The sequence below is a fragment of the Serratia nevei genome (assembly GCF_037948395.1).
Taxonomy (GTDB): Bacteria; Pseudomonadota; Gammaproteobacteria; order Enterobacterales; family Enterobacteriaceae; genus Serratia; species Serratia nevei.
Genome location: NZ_CP149940.1, coordinates 1273070 through 1290545 on the forward strand (window position 1 = coordinate 1273070; position 17476 = coordinate 1290545).

Genomic DNA, 17476 nt, shown 5'->3' on the forward strand with positions numbered 1-17476 from the left:
GATGAAACTCGAATTTTCCATTTATCGCTACAACCCGGATGTCGATGACGCGCCGCACATGCAGGACTACACCCTGGAAGCGGAAGAAGGTCGCGACATGATGCTGCTGGATGCGTTGATCCAGCTGAAAGAAAAAGACCCGACCCTGTCGTTCCGTCGCTCATGCCGCGAAGGCGTGTGCGGTTCCGATGGCCTGAACATGAACGGTAAAAACGGCCTGGCGTGCATCACCCCGATTTCGTCGCTGCGCAAAGGCAACGGCAAGATCGTGATCCGTCCGCTGCCGGGCCTGCCGGTGGTGCGCGATCTGGTGGTGGATATGGGCCAGTTCTACACCCAGTATGAAAAGATCAAGCCATACCTGCTGAACGACGGCAAGAACCCGCCGGCGCGCGAGCACCTGCAGTCGCCGGAGCAGCGCGCCAAGCTGGACGGTCTGTACGAGTGCATTCTGTGCGCCTGCTGCTCGACCTCTTGCCCATCGTTCTGGTGGAACCCGGACAAGTTCATCGGGCCTGCCGGTCTGTTGGCGGCGTATCGCTTCCTGATCGACAGCCGTGACACGGAAACGCAAGAACGTTTAGATGATCTGGACGACGCTTTTAGTGTTTTCCGCTGCCATAGCATTATGAATTGTGTCAGTGTATGTCCTAAAGGCTTGAACCCGACGCGTGCTATCGGGCATATCAAGTCCATGCTGCTGCAACGCGGCGCATAAACGGAATGAGATGCTGCGCCGGGCTCTTTTCCGGCGCACATCCCATAGGGGAGGGAACCTCTAAAAACTGACCCGCGGCTGCGGCGCTATGCAGCCTGGTTCTTCCGCCGGTTTTTAGAGGTTCCTTGTAAGGGACCGCAAGGTCCATAACAGAACGTATCGGGCCGTCATGGCCGCAAGTACGTCGAGTGAACCGTTTTACGGCAAACCGTATTCATCACGGTAATTATGTTAACCACGGCGAAAACTAAAGCTTCAAAGCTTAAGGGATCATGATGCAGAACGGCGCAATGAAGGCCTGGCTGGATTCCTCCTATCTGGCGGGCGCGAACCAGTCTTACATAGAGCAGCTCTATGAAGACTTCTTAACCGATCCGGGTTCCGTTGAAGATAGCTGGCGTTCCATTTTTCAACAGCTACCAACCGCGGGTGTCAAACCCGATCAGCTTCACTCTCAAACGCGCGATTACTTCCGCCGCCTGGCGAAAGACTCCGCGCGCTATAACACCACCATCACCGATCCGGAAACCGACGCCAAACAGGTCAAGGTACTGCAGCTGATCAACGCCTTCCGCTTCCGCGGGCATCAGCATGCCAACCTCGATCCGCTCGGCCTGTGGCAGCGCGAGCAAGTTCCTGACCTTGATCCCGCTTACCACAACCTGACCGAAGCCGATTTCCAGGAAACCTTCAACGTGGGCTCTTTCGCCATCGGCAAAGAAACCATGAAGCTGGGCGATCTGTACGCCGCGCTGAAGCAGACCTATTGCGGGTCGATCGGTGCTGAGTACATGCACATCACCAACACCGAAGAGAAACGCTGGATCCAACAGCGCATCGAGTCGGTGGTGGGGCGCGCCAGCTTTACCGCCGACGAAAAACGCCGTTTCCTGAACGAGCTGACCGCGGCGGAAGGCCTGGAACGTTACCTGGGCGCCAAATTCCCGGGCGCTAAACGCTTCTCGCTGGAAGGCGGCGACGCGCTGGTGCCGATGCTGAAAGAGATGGTGCGCCACGCCGGTAAGAACGGCACGCGCGAAGTGGTGTTGGGCATGGCCCACCGCGGCCGTCTGAACGTGCTGATCAACGTACTGGGCAAAAAGCCGGCCGATCTGTTCGACGAATTCGCCGGCAAGCATAAAGAACACCTCGGTACCGGTGACGTGAAATATCACCAGGGCTTCTCCTCCGACGTGGAAACCGAAGGCGGCATGGTTCACCTGGCGCTGGCGTTCAACCCGTCGCACCTGGAGATCGTCAGCCCGGTGGTCATGGGCTCGGTTCGCGCCCGTCGCGATCGTCTGGATGAAGCGCGCAGCAACATGGTGCTGCCGATCACCATCCACGGCGATGCCGCCATCACCGGCCAGGGCGTGGTTCAGGAAACCCTGAACATGTCTCAGGCTCGCGGCTACGAAGTGGGCGGCACCGTGCGTATCGTCATCAACAACCAGGTTGGTTTCACCACCTCCAACCCGCTGGATGCGCGCTCTACCGAATACTGCACCGACATCGCCAAAATGGTTCAGTCGCCGATCTTCCACGTTAACGCGGACGATCCGGAGGCCGTGGCCTTTGTCACCCGCCTGGCGTTGGATTTCCGTAACACCTTTAAGCGTGACGTGATGATCGATCTGGTCTGCTACCGTCGCCATGGGCACAACGAGGCCGACGAGCCGAGCGCCACCCAGCCGGTGATGTATCAGAAGATCAAGAAACACCCTACGCCGCGCAAAATCTACGCTGACGTTCTGACCGAGCAGAAAGTGGCCAGCCTGGAAGATGCCACGGAAATGGTCAACCTGTACCGCGACGCGCTCGACCGCGGCGATTGCGTGGTTGAAGAGTGGCGTCCGATGAACCTGCACTCTTTCACCTGGTCTCCGTACCTGAACCACGAGTGGGACGAAGAGTACCCGAGCAAGGTTGAGATGAAGCGCCTGCAGGAGCTGGGCCGCCGCATCAGCACCGTGCCGGAAGCGATCGAAATGCAGTCGCGCGTGGCGAAAATCTACGCGGACCGCGCCGAGATGGCGGCGGGCAACAAGCCGTTCGACTGGGGCGCCGCCGAAACGCTGGCCTACGCGACCATGGCGGATGAAGGCATTCCAATCCGCATCTCCGGCGAAGACGCCGGCCGCGGTACCTTCTTCCACCGCCACGCGGTGGTGCACAACCAGAAAAACGGTTCCGTCTACGTTCCGCTGGCGAACATCCACAGCGGCCAGGGCGAATTCAAGGTCTGGGACTCCGTGCTGTCCGAAGAAGCGGTGCTGGCGTTCGAATACGGCTACGCGACGGCGGAACCGCGCACGCTGACCATCTGGGAAGCGCAGTTCGGCGACTTCGCCAACGGCGCGCAGGTCGTTATCGACCAGTTCATCAGCTCCGGCGAGCAAAAATGGGGCCGTATGTGCGGCCTGGTGATGCTGCTGCCGCACGGCTATGAAGGCCAGGGCCCAGAGCACTCTTCCGCGCGTCTGGAACGCTATCTGCAGCTGTGCGCAGAGCAGAACATGCAGGTGTGCGTCCCGTCCACGCCGGCGCAGGTTTACCATATGCTGCGTCGTCAGGCGCTGCGCGGTATGCGCCGTCCGCTGGTGGTGATGTCGCCGAAGTCGCTGCTGCGTCACCCGCTGGCGATTTCTTCGCTGGACGAACTGGCCAACGGCACCTTCCTGCCGGCGATCGGCGAGATCGACGACTTGGATCCGAAAGCGGTCAAGCGCGTCGTGCTGTGCTCCGGTAAGGTCTACTACGACCTGCTGGAACAGCGTCGCAAGAACGAGCAGAAAGACGTGGCCATCGTGCGTATCGAGCAGCTGTATCCGTTCCCGCATCAGGCCGTGCAGGCCGTGCTGGAACAATACTCGCACGTGCATGATTTCGTCTGGTGTCAGGAAGAGCCGCTGAACCAGGGCGCCTGGTACTGCAGCCAACACAACTTCCGTGAAGTGGTACCGTTCGGGGCTTCTTTACGTTACGCAGGACGTCCGGCCTCCGCTTCTCCGGCGGTGGGCTATATGTCCGTACACCAGAAGCAGCAGCAGGCTCTGGTGAACGACGCGCTGAATATTGACTAATGTTCGCTCGCTTGCCGGCCGAGGGGCCGGCAAGCAGATGATAAAAAACTTAAGGGAAAGCTAAATGAGTAGCGTAGATATTCTGGTTCCTGACCTTCCTGAATCGGTTGCCGATGCGACCGTAGCCACCTGGCACAAAAAACCGGGCGACAGCGTGCAGCGTGATGAAGTCCTGGTTGAAATCGAAACCGACAAAGTCGTGTTGGAAGTGCCGGCCAGTGAAGCGGGCATTCTCGATGCTATCGTGGAAGAAGAGGGCGCGACCGTGCTGTCTCGCCAGCTGCTCGGCCGCATCCGTCCGGGCGACAGCTCCGGCAAGCCGACCGCTGAGAAGAGCCAAGAGAAAGAAGCCACGCCTGCCCAGCGCGCTACCGCGAGCCTGGAAGAAGAAAGCAATGACGCGCTCAGCCCGGCGATTCGTCGCCTGATCGCCGAACACGATCTCGATGCCGGCGCCATCAAGGGCACCGGCGTGGGTGGCCGCATCACGCGTGAAGACGTGGAAGCGCACCTGGCCAAAGGCGGCGCCGCTGCCAAACCGGCCGCCGCCGCTGAAGCCGCACCGCAGCCTGCTCTGGCCGGCCGCAGCGAAAAACGCGTGCCGATGACCCGCCTGCGCAAACGCGTCGCCGAGCGTCTGCTGGAAGCGAAGAACAGCACCGCGATGCTGACCACCTTCAACGAAATCAACATGCAGCCGATCATGGACCTGCGCAAGCAGTACGGCGAAGCCTTCGAGAAGCGCCACGGCGTGCGTCTGGGCTTCATGTCCTTCTACATCAAGGCGGTGGTTGAAGCGCTGAAGCGTTTCCCGGAAGTGAACGCGTCGATCGACGGTTCCGACGTGGTTTACCACAACTACTTCGACATCAGCATCGCGGTTTCGACCCCGCGCGGCCTGGTGACGCCGGTACTGCGCGATGTAGACGCCATGAGCATGGCTGACATCGAGAAGAAAATCAAAGAGCTGGCCGTTAAGGGCCGCGACGGCAAACTGACCGTGGAAGAGCTGACCGGCGGTAACTTCACCATTACCAACGGCGGCGTATTCGGCTCCCTGATGTCCACCCCGATCATTAACCCGCCGCAGAGCGCCATCCTGGGCATGCACGCCATCAAAGATCGCCCAATGGCGGTCAATGGTCAGGTGGTGATCCAGCCGATGATGTATCTGGCGCTGTCTTATGACCACCGCCTGATCGACGGTAAAGAATCCGTCGGTTATCTGGTGACGGTCAAAGAGATGCTGGAAGATCCGGCTCGTCTGCTGCTGGACGTCTAGTAACCCTTGCCGGGCGCGGCATGCCGCGCCCGCACTCTGTGCTATGTGGCCGGAAAACCATGCGGTTTACCGCGTAATAATGGTCCGGCTAAAAACCTTCAGAACTGAATGGATAGAACATCATGAATTTACACGAATATCAGGCAAAACAGCTGTTTGCTCGGTATGGCATGCCGGCACCAACCGGTTACGCCTGTACCACTCCGCGTGAAGCAGAAGAAGCCGCATCCAAAATCGGCTCCGGCCCGTGGGTGGTGAAATGTCAGGTTCATGCTGGCGGCCGCGGTAAAGCGGGCGGCGTTAAAGTCGTCAACAGCAAAGAAGATATCCGTGCTTTCGCGGAAGCCTGGTTGGGCAAGCGTCTGGTGACTTACCAGACTGACGCGCTGGGCCAGCCGGTTCACCAGATCCTGGTAGAAGCGGCGACCGACATCGATAAAGAGCTGTACCTGGGCGCGGTAGTGGATCGTTCTACCCGTCGCGTGGTGTTCATGGCGTCTACCGAAGGCGGCGTGGAAATTGAGAAGGTGGCGGAAGAAACCCCTGAACTGATCCACAAAATGACCATCGATCCGCTGGCGGGTCCACAGCCTTATCAGGGCCGTGAGCTGGCTTTCAAACTGGGCCTGACCGGTAAGCAAGTCAGCCAGTTCGCCAAGATCTTCATGGGTCTGGCGACGCTGTTCCTGGAGCGCGACCTGGCGATGGTTGAGATCAACCCGCTGGTGATCACCAAGCAGGGCGATCTGGTGTGCCTGGACGGCAAACTGGGCGCCGACGGCAACGCCCTGTTCCGCCAGCCGGAACTGCGTGAAATGCGTGACCCTTCCCAGGAAGACGAGCGCGAATCCCGTGCGGCTCAGTGGGAGCTGAACTACGTTGCCCTCGACGGCAACATCGGCTGCATGGTTAACGGCGCCGGTCTGGCGATGGGCACCATGGACATCGTTAAACTGCACGGCGGCGAACCGGCCAACTTCCTGGACGTTGGCGGCGGCGCGACTAAAGAGCGCGTGACCGAAGCGTTCAAAATCATCCTGTCCGACGACAAGGTGAAAGCGGTTCTGGTTAACATCTTCGGTGGTATCGTACGTTGCGATCTGATCGCCGACGGCATCATCGGCGCAGTGGCCGAAGTGGGCGTTAACGTCCCGGTCGTAGTGCGCTTGGAAGGGAACAACGCCGAACTGGGCGCCAAGAAACTGGCGGACAGCGGCCTGAATATCATTGCTGCGACCAGCCTGACTGATGCGGCTCAGCAAGTTGTTGCAGCAGTGGAGGGTAAATAATGTCCATTTTAATCGATAAGAACACCAAAGTAATTTGCCAGGGCTTCACCGGTAGCCAGGGGACTTTCCACTCCGAACAAGCTATCGCTTACGGCACCAAAATGGTTGGCGGCGTAACCCCGGGCAAAGGCGGCACTCAGCACCTGGGCCTGCCGGTGTTCAACACCGTGCGCGAAGCGGTTGAAGCGACCGGTGCGACGGCCTCGGTCATCTACGTTCCAGCGCCGTTCTGCAAAGACTCCATCCTGGAAGCGATCGATGCCGGCATCAAACTGATCATCACCATCACCGAAGGCATCCCGACCCTGGACATGCTGACCGTGAAAGTGAAGCTGGACGAAGCCGGCGTGCGCATGATCGGGCCGAACTGCCCTGGCGTGATCACCCCAGGCGAGTGCAAAATCGGCATCATGCCTGGCCACATCCACCTGCCGGGCAAAGTGGGCATCGTTTCCCGCTCCGGTACCCTGACCTATGAAGCGGTGAAACAAACCACCGATGCCGGTCTGGGCCAGTCTACCTGCGTGGGCATCGGCGGCGACCCGATCCCGGGCTCCAACTTCATCGATATCCTGAAGATGTTCCAGCAGGATCCGCAGACCGAAGCGATCGTGATGATCGGTGAGATCGGCGGCAGCGCTGAAGAAGAAGCGGCAGCTTACATCAAAGAACACGTCACCAAACCGGTTGTCGGCTACATCGCCGGCGTGACCGCGCCGAAAGGCAAGCGTATGGGCCACGCGGGCGCCATCATCGCAGGTGGCAAAGGCACGGCGGACGAGAAGTTTGCTGCGCTGGAAGCGGCGGGCGTGAAAACCGTTCGCAGCCTGGCGGACATCGGCGACGCGGTAAAAGCGGTGCTGAAGCGCTAAGAATTTAGTACGAAATAACAATATCTCGACATGTTTGGCCACCCATTGGGTGGCCTTTTTTATGGGTGAAGATCAGAAATCGTTGAGTGCCTTGATCAGCGCGATCCGATCCTGCAGGCGGCGCTGTTGCACCGGATCCGTAGCGGCTTGGCGCTGTTGCTCCAGCGAGGTGAGGGTGGCGCGGTAATCATCGGCGTTGCTGAACAGCGCGTCTTTGACGTTGATCGACGCGACGTTGGTGTAGCGGCCGTCGTCGGTGGTCGGTACCTGGATAACGCCTTCATTGAGCAGCCGTTTGACGATCGCCCGCTGCGGTTCGTACCCCTCCATGCCGATCAGCTTCCAGCGCTGCGGCGGCACGCCCTGATAGTGGCCGTGTTTCACCTCCGTCAGGTAGCGCAGAGTCAGGTGGCGAATAGTGCCTTCTTCTTCACCGTATTGCGCTTTGCTGTCGAACAGCACCGGGAAGGATTGCCCCTCCAGCGCACCACCCTTTTGCGTCAGGTGGCCCATACGGTAACTGTTCATGCCCAGGCGGATCGGCATATCGTCGGTGACCGGCGTGCCGTCCGCCAGGCGCAGGTCGACGATGCGCGAGCCGGCAGGTTGGCGCAGGTCGATGGTGTAAGTGACGCCGTCGAAGAAATCATTGGTGGAATATTTGGACGATCGCCGCGCCGGGTTAAAGCTGTAGGTGACATCGCCCGGCTGCAGCTGATTGAAGTAGCCGGCGGACCACTCCATGTAGCGTTTAAGCGCTTTGCCGTTGAGCTGATACACGGTGATCTCGCCGCCGGCGTATTGGTAGTTAAAGGCGATGTCCTTGGCCTTGATGTCGCCGACGTCCAGCTTGGCGCGATCGTTGTCGATCTGTAGGGCGATCACCTGCGCCAGCGGCGCATAGTGGCGGGCGGCCTGCTGGAACAGCGCGCTGATGCCGGTATCCTGCACGTGCACCTGGGGAATGCCGCGGAATTCGTCGGTGGGCACCAGATCGCTGCCGCTCAGTTTCGCCACGACCCGGTTGGCGTTGGCGCGCAGAATGTCATGGTACGGCTGGTAGAGCGCTTGCATGGCGCTGTCCGGCGTCATCCCCTTGATGGAGTAGGTGTAGCTGTTTTTGTCGATCAGCGTGAACTTGCCGTCGCGGCGCTCAAACTGCAGATCGATGCGCGACAGCGCGCGGCCGTATTTATCCGGCTCGGTGATGATGACGCCGTTAACCACCGCTTTGTCGATCTTCACATGCATATGGCCGGCGACGATCGCCGCGAGCTCCGGGTTGGCGTTGGCTATGTCGGCTACGCCGGTGCCGGGACGCTGATTTTCGTTGTCGATGCCCATATGCGCCACCAGCACGATGGCGTCGACCTGGCCGTCGATTTGCCTGATGACCTGTTTCACCGCCTGCACCGGATCGGTGAAGTTCAGCCCTTTGATGCGATCGGTGCCCTTGGCGAATTCCGCGGTCATCGGCGTGTCCATGCCGATAATGCCGATCTTCACGCCCTGGCGTTCGACGATGGTGTAGGCGGGCAGATAGGGCTTGCCGTTGTCCCAGACGATATTGCCCGCCAGCGCCGCGCCCTTGAACTGCTTGAGCGGGGTGGCCAGCACCGGCAGGCCGAAGTCGAACTCGTGGTTGCCCATCACCCAGACATCGTAATTGAGCGCGTTGAGGCCCAGCATCATCGGGCTGACGGCCTCATGCTTGAAGGTTTCGACGAAGTTGCCCTGAATGGTGTCGCCGGCGTCCACCAGGATCAGGTTGGGCTGCTCGGCCCGCACTTTTTTGATCTGGGTGGCTATCTGGCTCAGGCTGCCCGCCAGATTTTCCGTGTCGCTGGCGTAGTCCCAGGGCACGAAGGTGCCGTGCAGATCGGAGGTGCCCAGCAGGGTGATATTTACCGTTTCGGCGGCCATGGCGTTTCCCGAGAGTCCCAAGACAGAGGCAAAGATGATTTTTTTCATAAGTTATTGTCACTCAATGCAATTTTAACATAAGTGGTCATTTTGCTACAAAATCGCAACCTTTACGATCCCATCGCGAGAAATAGACTAATATTGGAGAGAGATTTGTTGTTTTGTGACTGCTATCACTGTCACGGCTTATTGGAAATAAAAGGTTAATTATGTCGCATAATAAGCGCGTAATAATACAATGGCGGCCCTTTTAAATTACATTTATTTAACACAAAAATATCATTAAAAAACAATTAAACCATTGCGCAACATGACCCTAAGAAAATTATGCGAAATGTGCTGATGAATATGGAAATAAGATGCGGATAGGCTTAAATTGTCTCAGATCAAATTAGCCCGAAGTACCTCTTTCGGCTAAGATTTGACCTGTAACCAAAAGTCTAACCCACGTCACGTAAAAACCTATTTATTGTGTGGGATTGGGCGAGTATCATCCATGTTGTGATTATGGATGGTTGATCTTGTTGCATTTGTTACCCGTTGTCGGTTTTCAGTGGCGTGCTTGTCGGCGGCCCGAGGGGCTATTGGCCGAGTGTGCGGTTGAAAGCGGAGAAGCTGGATCAAATTTGTTGTGTTTAAGGGCATTCACTGCGGGGCGTTACTGGCGGCTTTGAAAGAGGCGTGCCGATAACCGCGTGTCGGAGTCTTCCTGCGAGGAGCAAGGAGTCAAGATGTTTGATATTGTCGAACTGTCGCGCTTACAGTTTGCTTTAACGGCGATGTACCATTTCTTATTTGTCCCATTAACGCTCGGTATGGCGTTCTTGCTGGCAATTATGGAAACGGTATATGTCCTGTCTGGCAAACAAATCTATAAAGACATGACCAAATTCTGGGGAAAGTTATTTGCGATTAACTTTGCTCTGGGTGTGGCCACCGGTTTGACCATGGAGTTCCAGTTCGGGACTAACTGGTCGTATTTCTCTCACTACGTCGGCGATATCTTCGGGGCCCCTCTGGCTATCGAAGGTCTGATGGCGTTCTTCCTTGAATCGACGCTGGTCGGCCTGTTCTTCTTCGGCTGGGATCGTCTGAGCAAGGTGCAGCACATGGCGGTAACCTGGTTCGTGGCCCTCGGCTCCAACCTGTCCGCGCTGTGGATCCTGGTCGCCAACGGCTGGATGCAGAACCCGATCGCTTCGGATTTCAACTTCGAAACCATGCGCATGGAGATGGTCAGCTTCTCCGAACTGGTGCTTAACCCGGTTGCGCAGGTGAAATTCGTTCACACCGTGGCTTCCGGCTACACCTGTGGCGCGATGTTCGTTCTGGGCATCAGCTCCTACTACCTGCTGAAAGGCCGCGACATCGCCTTCGCCAAGCGCTCCTTCGCCATCGCTGCCAGCTTCGGTATGGCTGCCATTCTGTCCGTTATCGTTCTGGGTGATGAATCCGGCTACGAAATGGGCGACGTGCAGAAAACCAAACTGGCCGCTATCGAAGCGGAATGGGACACCCAACCGGCGCCGGCGTCCTTCACCCTGTTCGGCATTCCCGATCAGGACAAGATGGAAAACTCCTTCTCTATTCAGATCCCGTATGCGCTTGGCCTGATCGCCACCCGCTCCACGGACACTCAGGTCACCGGCCTGAAAGATCTGATGGCGCAGCATGAAGTGCGTATCCGCAACGGGATGAAAGCCTACCAGCTGCTGGAAGAGCTGCGCGGCGGCAACACCGATCCTGCGGTGCGCGCCGAATTCAACAAAACCAAGCAAGACCTGGGCTACGGCATGCTGCTGAAGCGCTATACCCCGAACGTCACCGACGCGACGGAAGCGCAGATCCAGCTGGCGACCAAGGACTCCATTCCGCGCGTGGCGCCGCTGTACTTCGCCTTCCGCATCATGGTGGCCTGTGGCGTGATCATGCTGTTGATCATCGGCCTGTCGTTCTGGAACGTGATCCGCGGCCGCATCGGCCAGAAAAAATGGCTGCACCGCGCGGCACTGTACGGTTTGCCGCTGCCTTGGATCGCGATCGAGTCCGGCTGGTTCGTGGCGGAATACGGCCGTCAACCGTGGGCGATTGGTGAGGTGCTGCCGACGGCGGTCGCCAACTCTTCGCTGACCGCGGGCGACATTCTGTTCTCGATGGGGCTGATCTGCGGCTTGTACACCCTGTTCCTGGTGGCTGAATTGTACCTGATGTTCAAGTTTGCGCGTCTGGGTCCAAGCAGCCTGAAAACCGGCCGCTATCACTTTGAACAACCGACTGCCGCCGTGCAGGAAGCGCGCTAAACAGGAGTCCACGTATGTTTGACTATGAAGTACTGCGATTTATTTGGTGGGTCCTGGTTGGCGTACTGCTGATCGGCTTCGCCGTCACCGACGGTTTCGACATGGGCGTCGGCATTCTGGTGCGCATCATCGGGAAAACCGATACCGAGCGCCGGGTGATGATCAACTCCATCGCCCCGCACTGGGACGGTAACCAGGTGTGGCTGATCACCGCCGGCGGCGCGCTGTTCGCCGCCTGGCCGATGGTCTACGCAGCGGCCTTCTCCGGCTTCTACGTTGCCATGATCCTGGTGCTGGCCGCCTTGTTCTTCCGCCCGGTCGGTTTCGACTACCGCTCCAAGCTGGAGAGCAGCCGCTGGCGCAACATGTGGGACTGGGGCATCTTCATCGGCTCCTTCGTGCCTGCCGTGGTATTCGGCGTGGCGTTCGGCAACCTGCTGCAGGGCGTGCCGTTCCACATGGACGAGTACATGCGCCTGTTCTATACCGGCAACTTCTTCCAACTGCTGAATCCGTTCGGTCTGTTGGCGGGCGTGGTCAGCCTGACCATGCTGGTTACCCAGGGGGCGACCTACCTGCAAATGCGCACCACCGGCGAGATCCACCTGCGTTCACGCGCTGCGGCGCAGATCGCGACGCTGATCATGGCGGTATGCTTCCTGCTGGCGGGCGTATGGCTGGTGAAAGGCATCGACGGCTTCGTCGTGACGTCGGCGCTGGACACCCTGGCGGAATCCAACCCGATGCGTAAAGAAGTGGCGCATCAGGCCGGTGCCTGGTTGATCAACTTCAACAAGTATCCGCTGCTGTGGGCGTTGCCTGCGCTGGGCGTGGTGCTGCCGTTGTTCACCATCCTGTTCTCGCGTCTGGAGAAAGGCGCACTGGCGTTCGTCACCTCGTCGCTGACCATCGCCTGCGTCATCCTCACCGCCGGGGTCACCATGTTCCCGTTCGTGATGCCGTCCAGCACCGTGCCTAACGTCAGCCTGACCATGTGGGACGCGACGTCGAGCCTGTTGACGCTGAAAGTGATGACCGTCGTGGCGGCGATCTTCGTGCCTATCGTTTTGGCGTACACCAGCTGGTCGTACTACAAAATGTTCGGTCGCCTCGACAAGAACTACATCGAAAACAACAAGCATTCGCTGTACTAAGGATAAGGAGCTAAACCATGTGGTATTTTGCCTGGATTCTCGGAACGCTTCTTGCCTGCGCCTTCGGCATCATCACGGCGCTGGCGCTTGAGCAGAGCGAAGCGACCAAAGCTCAGCAAGACGGTAAGTGATGAGCTCGTCCGTGATTGACAAGCTGTACGCTGTCACCGACAAGGGCCCGATCCGGGCCCTTTCCCTGGTGTTGGCGTTGATTTTGGCGGGGTGCGTGTTCTGGGATCCGACGCGTTTCGCCGCCAAAACCAGCTCGCTGGAGATTTGGGAAGGGCTGCTGCTGATTTGGGCGGTGTGCGCCGGGGTGATCCACGGTTTCGGATTCCGCCCGCAGCGTAGCATCTGGCGCGCTTTTTTCGCGCCGCTTCCCGCAATTGTGATCCTGTGCGCAGGATTACTTTACGTTTCTTTATAATCTCCCTGATGTCCCCACGTTATGGGCCCTCACGGCCCATAATTATTTTCATTCCCATCTTGTAACCCATTCCCAACCCGATCCGTCTTGCGTATAGTAGCAGCGTTAAATTGCATTGCTGGGAAGTAGAGTGAGTAATACGTTGTTTCGATGGCCGGTTCGCGTTTACTACGAGGATACCGATGCCAGTGGTGTGGTCTATCACGCCCGCTACGTCGCCTTTTTTGAAAGAGCGCGCACAGAGATGCTGCGTCAGCACAACTTTCATCAACAGCAGCTGCTCAGTGAACAAGTCGCTTTTGTCGTCCGGCGCATGACGGTGGATTATCTGGCTCCGGCTCGTCTCGACGAGCAACTGGAGGTCCAGAGCGAAATCACCTGTCTGCGCGGGGCTTCTCTCACGTTTGCTCAACGCATTGTCAATTCTGACGGGGCCCTACTGAGCCAGGCAGATGTCCTGATTGCCTGTATTGATCCACACCAAATGAAGCCAAGAGCGCTTCCTAAGTCTATTGTCGCGGAGTTTAAGCAGTGACTGACATGAACATCCTAGATTTATTCTTGAAGGCGAGCCTGCTGGTTAAGCTTATCATGTTGATTTTGATATGCTTCTCGGTAGCCTCTTGGGCGATCATCATTCAGCGCACCCGCATCCTCAATGCGGCGACGCGTGACGCCGAAGCCTTTGAAGACAAATTCTGGTCCGGTATCGAGCTTTCCCGTCTGTACCAGGAAAGTCAGGCGCGTCGCGATAGCCTGACCGGTTCCGAGCAGATCTTCCATTCCGGGTTCAAAGAGTTCGCCCGCCTGCACCGCGCCAACAACCATGCGCCGGAGTCGGTGATCGAAGGGGCGTCGCGCGCGATGCGTATTTCGATGAACCGCGAGCTGGAAACGCTGGAAACCCATATTCCGTTCCTCGGCACCGTCGGTTCGATCAGCCCGTATATCGGCCTGTTCGGCACCGTGTGGGGGATCATGCACGCCTTTATCGCGCTGGGCGCGGTGAAGCAAGCCACGCTGCAGATGGTGGCGCCGGGTATCGCCGAAGCGCTGATCGCCACCGCGATCGGTCTGTTCGCCGCCATCCCGGCGGTAATGGCCTATAACCGTCTCAACCAGCGCGTCAACAAGCTTGAGCAGAATTACGACAACTTTATGGAAGAGTTCACCGCTATTCTGCATCGTCAGGCCTTCTCCAGCGACAGTAAATAAGTAGGAGGTAGCATGGCGAGAGTACGTGGACGTAGTCGGCGCGAGCTGAAGTCCGAAATTAACATCGTTCCGCTGCTCGACGTGTTGCTGGTGCTGCTGCTGATCTTTATGGCAACCGCGCCAATCATCACGCAGAGCGTGGAGGTTGACCTGCCGGACGCCACCGATTCCAAAACGGTGTCCAGCGATGACAATCCGCCGGTGATCCTCGAGGTTTCCGGCGTAGGTCAATACACCCTGGTGGTGGATCACAACCGTATGGAGCTGCTGCCGCCTGAGCAAGTCGCGGCCGAAGCCAAGTCGCGTTTGGCGGCTAACCCGAAAACGGTCTTTTTGATCGGCGGTGCGAAGGAAGTCCCTTACGATGAGATTATCAAGGCATTGAATATTCTCCATCAGGCGGGCGTGGCTTCCGTGGGGCTGATGACCCAGCCGATCTGACCGTAAGGCGAACGGCAACCCGGTTCCTGCGCTGCGGCCCAGGAACCCCGTATAAGCAACACCAGTTTTTGGGAATCTATTTTGGTAAAGGCAACTGAGCAAAACGATAAGCTGAACCGCGCCGTTATTGTTTCGGTCGTTCTGCACTTCATATTGATTGCCCTGCTGATTTGGGGATCGCTGCAGGAAAAGGTCGACATGGGCGCCGGCGGTGGCGGTGATGGCACCGTGGTGGGCGCAGTGATGGTCGATCCTGGCGCGGTGGTGGAGCAATACAACCGCCAGCAGCAGCAGAGCAACGATGCGCAGCGTGCCGAGAAGCAGCGCCAGAAAAAGGCGGAGCAACAGGCCGAAGAGCTTCAGCAGAAGCAGGCGGAGCAACAGCAGCGCCTGAAGGAGCTGGAGAAAGAGCGTTTGGCGGCGCAGGAGAAAGCTGCGCAGGACGCCAAGGCGCAGGCTGAGCAACAGCAGAAGGCAGCGGAGCAGCAGAAACAGGCCGCCGAGCAGCAAAAAGCGGCGGAAGCCGCCGCAGCCAAGGCCAAAGAGCAACAGAAGGTCGCCGAAGCCGCCGCCGCCAAGGCGAAGGCCGAAGCGGAAAAGGTCGCCAAGGCACAGGCGGACGCGCAGAAGAAAGCCGAAGCGGAAGCCAAGAAAGAAGCGGCCGCCGCTGCCGCCGCCAAGAAACAGGCGGAAGAGGCGAAGAAAGCCGCGGCGGCTGCCGCAGAGCAAAAAGCCGCAGAGGCCGCGGAGAAGAAAGCGGCCGCTGAAGCTGAGAAAAAAGCCGCAGCGGAAGCCGAGAAGAAGGCTGCCGCCGAGGCAGAGAAGAAAGCTGCGGCCGAGAAAGCGGCTGCCGCCAAAAAAGCCGCTGCGGATGCCAAGAAGAAGGCTGCCGCTGAGGCTGCGAAACAATCGGATGAAGTTAGCGATCTGTTTGGCGGCCTGGCGGACGGCAAGAACGCGCCGAAAGGCGGCGGTGCTAAATCGAAAGGCGACGGTAAACCGGCCGGGCAGGGCAATGCCAAAGCGGCTGGGGCCAGCGGGGCGGATATCAGCGGTTATATGGGGCAGATTCAAGGGGCGATTCAGAGCAAGTTCTATGACGCCAGTTCGTTCGCCGGCAAAACCTGCGACCTGCGTATCAAGCTGGCACCGGACGGCCTGCTGATAAGCGTACAAGCGGCGGGGGGAGATCCTGCTCTGTGTCAAGCAGCAGTGTCTGCCGCCAAGTTGGCGCATATACCGAAGCCGCCGAGCGATGCCGTTTATCAGCACTTTAAGAATTCTATACTTGAATTCAAGCCGCAATAACGGTTGATTGAGTGAGTGATATCACAGGGATGTACTAAGGTAACCAACAGGGATTATGTAGTTTTACGTAAGTTGGTTTGTTAAAATTCTGCTAATTTATCGCAGGCATCCCGCCTGGATAAGGGAGATGAGATGAAGCAGGCATTTCGAGTAGCGCTAGGTTTTTTAATTCTGTGGGCGTCCGTGCTGCACGCGGAAGTTCGCATTGAAATCACCCAAGGGGTCGACTCCGCTCGCCCGATTGGCGTGGTGCCGTTTAAGTGGGCGGGCCCAGGCACGCCGCCGGAAGATATCGGCAAGATTGTCGGCGCGGATCTGCGCAACAGCGGCAAATTCAACCCGATCGACGTGGCGCGCATGCCGCAGCAACCTACCTCCGCGTCTGAAGTGACGCCGGCGGCCTGGACTGCATTGGGCATCGACGCCGTGGTTGTCGGCCAGGTTCAACCTGGCGCCGACGGCAGCTACCTGATCTCCTACCAGCTGGTGGACACCTCGGGTTCGCCGGGCACCGTATTGGCGCAGAACCAGTATAAAGTGACCAAACAATGGTTGCGTTATTCTGCCCATACCGCCAGCGACGAAGTGTTCGAGAAGCTGACCGGCATCAAGGGCGCGTTCCGTACCCGTATCGCCTACGTCGTGCAGACCAACGGCGGGAAATTCCCGTATGAGCTGCGCGTAGCGGATTACGACGGTTACAACCAGTTCACGGTGCACCGTTCGCCTGAGCCGCTGATGTCGCCGGCCTGGTCGCCGGACGGCAGTAAACTGGCTTACGTGACCTTCGAGAGCGGCCGTTCCGCGCTGGTGGTACAGACCCTGGCTAACGGCGCTATCCGCCAGATCGCCTCGTTCCCGCGCCACAACGGTGCGCCGGCGTTCTCGCCGGACGGCAGCAAGCTGGCCTTCGCGCTGTCCAAGAGCGGCAGCCTGAACCTGTACGTGATGAACCTCGGCTCCGGCCAGATCACGCAGCTGACCGATGGGCGCAACAACAACACCGAACCGACCTGGTTCCCGGATGGCCAGTCGCTGGCGTTTACCTCCGACCAGGGCGGGCGTCCGCAGATTTATAAAATCAGCGCCAGCGGCGGTGCCGCACAGCGTCTGACGTGGGAAGGATCTCAGAACCAGGATTCTGAAGTCAGCTCCGACGGTAAATTCCTGGTGATGGTAAGCACCAACAGTGGTGCACAACACATCGCCAAACAAGATCTTGGATCGGGCGCCGTTCAGGTTTTGACCGGCACCTTCCTGGATGAAACGCCTAGTATTGCGCCAAACGGCACCATGGTGATCTATAGCTCCACGCAAGGTATGGGCTCCGTGTTGCAGTTGGTGTCAACTGATGGGCGTTTCAAAGCGCGTCTTCCGGCAACTGATGGACAGGTCAAATTCCCTGCCTGGTCGCCGTATCTGTGATGCATGTGTAAATATGTATGGCAAACTATAAAAGGATCA

Annotated in this window: 15 protein-coding genes; 14 read left to right on the plus strand and 1 reads right to left on the minus strand. The window is 58.4% G+C overall.

Features of this window, described 5'->3' with window-relative positions; all coding sequences use genetic code 11:
• Nucleotide 1: 1 nt before the first annotated feature.
• From V8N38_RS05975 to sucD, 5 genes are all read left to right on the plus strand, one after another.
• Nucleotides 2-718 (plus strand): succinate dehydrogenase iron-sulfur subunit, encoded by a 717-nt coding sequence (locus tag V8N38_RS05975; protein ID WP_004939885.1) that lies wholly within the window; start codon nt 2-4, stop codon nt 716-718.
• 275 nt (nt 719-993) lie between these two features.
• A complete protein-coding gene (sucA, locus tag V8N38_RS05980) occupies nt 994-3801 on the plus strand; it encodes a 2-oxoglutarate dehydrogenase E1 component (protein ID WP_004939884.1) in 2808 nt (935 codons plus the stop codon).
• Nucleotides 3802-3865: 64 nt separating this feature from the next.
• A complete protein-coding gene (gene odhB / locus V8N38_RS05985) occupies nt 3866-5083 on the plus strand; it encodes a 2-oxoglutarate dehydrogenase complex dihydrolipoyllysine-residue succinyltransferase (RefSeq protein WP_033637469.1) in 1218 nt (405 codons plus the stop codon).
• A 122-nt stretch (nt 5084-5205) separates the two neighbouring features.
• Complete coding sequence (gene sucC, locus V8N38_RS05990; protein WP_025301883.1) at nt 5206-6372, plus strand: ADP-forming succinate--CoA ligase subunit beta; 1167 nt, start codon at nt 5206-5208, stop codon at nt 6370-6372.
• Nucleotides 6372-7244 (plus strand): succinate--CoA ligase subunit alpha, encoded by an 873-nt coding sequence (sucD, locus tag V8N38_RS05995; protein ID WP_004939878.1) that lies wholly within the window; start codon nt 6372-6374, stop codon nt 7242-7244. Before sucC ends, sucD begins: the two co-directional genes overlap by 1 nt.
• A 72-nt stretch (nt 7245-7316) precedes the next feature.
• On the opposite strand, the gene V8N38_RS06000 is transcribed toward sucD, so the two are convergent.
• Nucleotides 7317-9215, minus strand: coding sequence for a bifunctional metallophosphatase/5'-nucleotidase (locus tag V8N38_RS06000; protein ID WP_147839430.1), 1899 nt, complete (start codon nt 9213-9215; stop codon nt 7317-7319).
• A 683-nt stretch (nt 9216-9898) separates the two neighbouring features.
• Between V8N38_RS06000 and cydA the strand changes: the two genes are divergently transcribed.
• From cydA to tolB, 9 genes are all read left to right on the plus strand, one after another.
• Nucleotides 9899-11467: a cytochrome ubiquinol oxidase subunit I gene (cydA, locus tag V8N38_RS06005; RefSeq protein WP_019454034.1), complete on the plus strand. Its 1569-nt coding sequence runs from the start codon at nt 9899-9901 to the stop codon at nt 11465-11467.
• Nucleotides 11468-11481: 14 nt separating this feature from the next.
• Nucleotides 11482-12621 (plus strand): cytochrome d ubiquinol oxidase subunit II, encoded by a 1140-nt coding sequence (gene cydB, locus V8N38_RS06010; RefSeq protein WP_019454033.1) that lies wholly within the window; start codon nt 11482-11484, stop codon nt 12619-12621.
• A 17-nt stretch (nt 12622-12638) separates the two neighbouring features.
• A complete protein-coding gene (gene cydX / locus V8N38_RS06015) occupies nt 12639-12752 on the plus strand; it encodes a cytochrome bd-I oxidase subunit CydX (RefSeq protein WP_004939868.1) in 114 nt (37 codons plus the stop codon).
• Nucleotides 12752-13048, plus strand: coding sequence for a cyd operon protein YbgE (gene ybgE / locus V8N38_RS06020; protein ID WP_038877538.1), 297 nt, complete (start codon nt 12752-12754; stop codon nt 13046-13048). The genes cydX and ybgE overlap by 1 nt, the downstream gene beginning before the upstream one ends.
• A 130-nt stretch (nt 13049-13178) precedes the next feature.
• Entirely contained in the window at nt 13179-13583 is a 405-nt protein-coding gene (gene ybgC / locus V8N38_RS06025) for a tol-pal system-associated acyl-CoA thioesterase (RefSeq protein ID WP_025160034.1), read from the plus strand.
• Nucleotides 13580-14263 carry a Tol-Pal system protein TolQ gene (gene tolQ, locus V8N38_RS06030; RefSeq protein WP_004939862.1) on the plus strand — a complete coding sequence of 228 codons (684 nt, stop codon included), beginning with the start codon at nt 13580-13582 and terminating at the stop codon, nt 14261-14263. The genes ybgC and tolQ overlap by 4 nt, the downstream gene beginning before the upstream one ends.
• A 12-nt stretch (nt 14264-14275) precedes the next feature.
• A complete protein-coding gene (tolR, locus tag V8N38_RS06035) occupies nt 14276-14704 on the plus strand; it encodes a colicin uptake protein TolR (protein WP_004939859.1) in 429 nt (142 codons plus the stop codon).
• Nucleotides 14705-14785: 81 nt separating this feature from the next.
• Nucleotides 14786-16012: a cell envelope integrity protein TolA gene (tolA, locus tag V8N38_RS06040; protein ID WP_060440506.1), complete on the plus strand. Its 1227-nt coding sequence runs from the start codon at nt 14786-14788 to the stop codon at nt 16010-16012.
• 132 nt (nt 16013-16144) lie between these two features.
• Entirely contained in the window at nt 16145-17437 is a 1293-nt protein-coding gene (tolB, locus tag V8N38_RS06045) for a Tol-Pal system beta propeller repeat protein TolB (RefSeq protein WP_004939856.1), read from the plus strand.
• Nucleotides 17438-17476 lie beyond the last annotated feature (39 nt).

Coding starts and splice junctions, on each gene's coding strand:
- V8N38_RS05975 (WP_004939885.1), top strand. CDS start 2: ATGAAACTCGAATTTTCCATTTATCGCTACAACCCGGATGTCGATGAC.
- sucA (WP_004939884.1), top strand. CDS start 994: ATGCAGAACGGCGCAATGAAGGCCTGGCTGGATTCCTCCTATCTGGCG.
- odhB (WP_033637469.1), top strand. CDS start 3,866: ATGAGTAGCGTAGATATTCTGGTTCCTGACCTTCCTGAATCGGTTGCC.
- sucC (WP_025301883.1), top strand. CDS start 5,206: ATGAATTTACACGAATATCAGGCAAAACAGCTGTTTGCTCGGTATGGC.
- sucD (WP_004939878.1), top strand. CDS start 6,372: ATGTCCATTTTAATCGATAAGAACACCAAAGTAATTTGCCAGGGCTTC.
- V8N38_RS06000 (WP_147839430.1), bottom strand. CDS start 9,215: ATGAAAAAAATCATCTTTGCCTCTGTCTTGGGACTCTCGGGAAACGCC.
- cydA (WP_019454034.1), top strand. CDS start 9,899: ATGTTTGATATTGTCGAACTGTCGCGCTTACAGTTTGCTTTAACGGCG.
- cydB (WP_019454033.1), top strand. CDS start 11,482: ATGTTTGACTATGAAGTACTGCGATTTATTTGGTGGGTCCTGGTTGGC.
- cydX (WP_004939868.1), top strand. CDS start 12,639: ATGTGGTATTTTGCCTGGATTCTCGGAACGCTTCTTGCCTGCGCCTTC.
- ybgE (WP_038877538.1), top strand. CDS start 12,752: ATGAGCTCGTCCGTGATTGACAAGCTGTACGCTGTCACCGACAAGGGC.
- tolR (WP_004939859.1), top strand. CDS start 14,276: ATGGCGAGAGTACGTGGACGTAGTCGGCGCGAGCTGAAGTCCGAAATT.
- tolB (WP_004939856.1), top strand. CDS start 16,145: ATGAAGCAGGCATTTCGAGTAGCGCTAGGTTTTTTAATTCTGTGGGCG.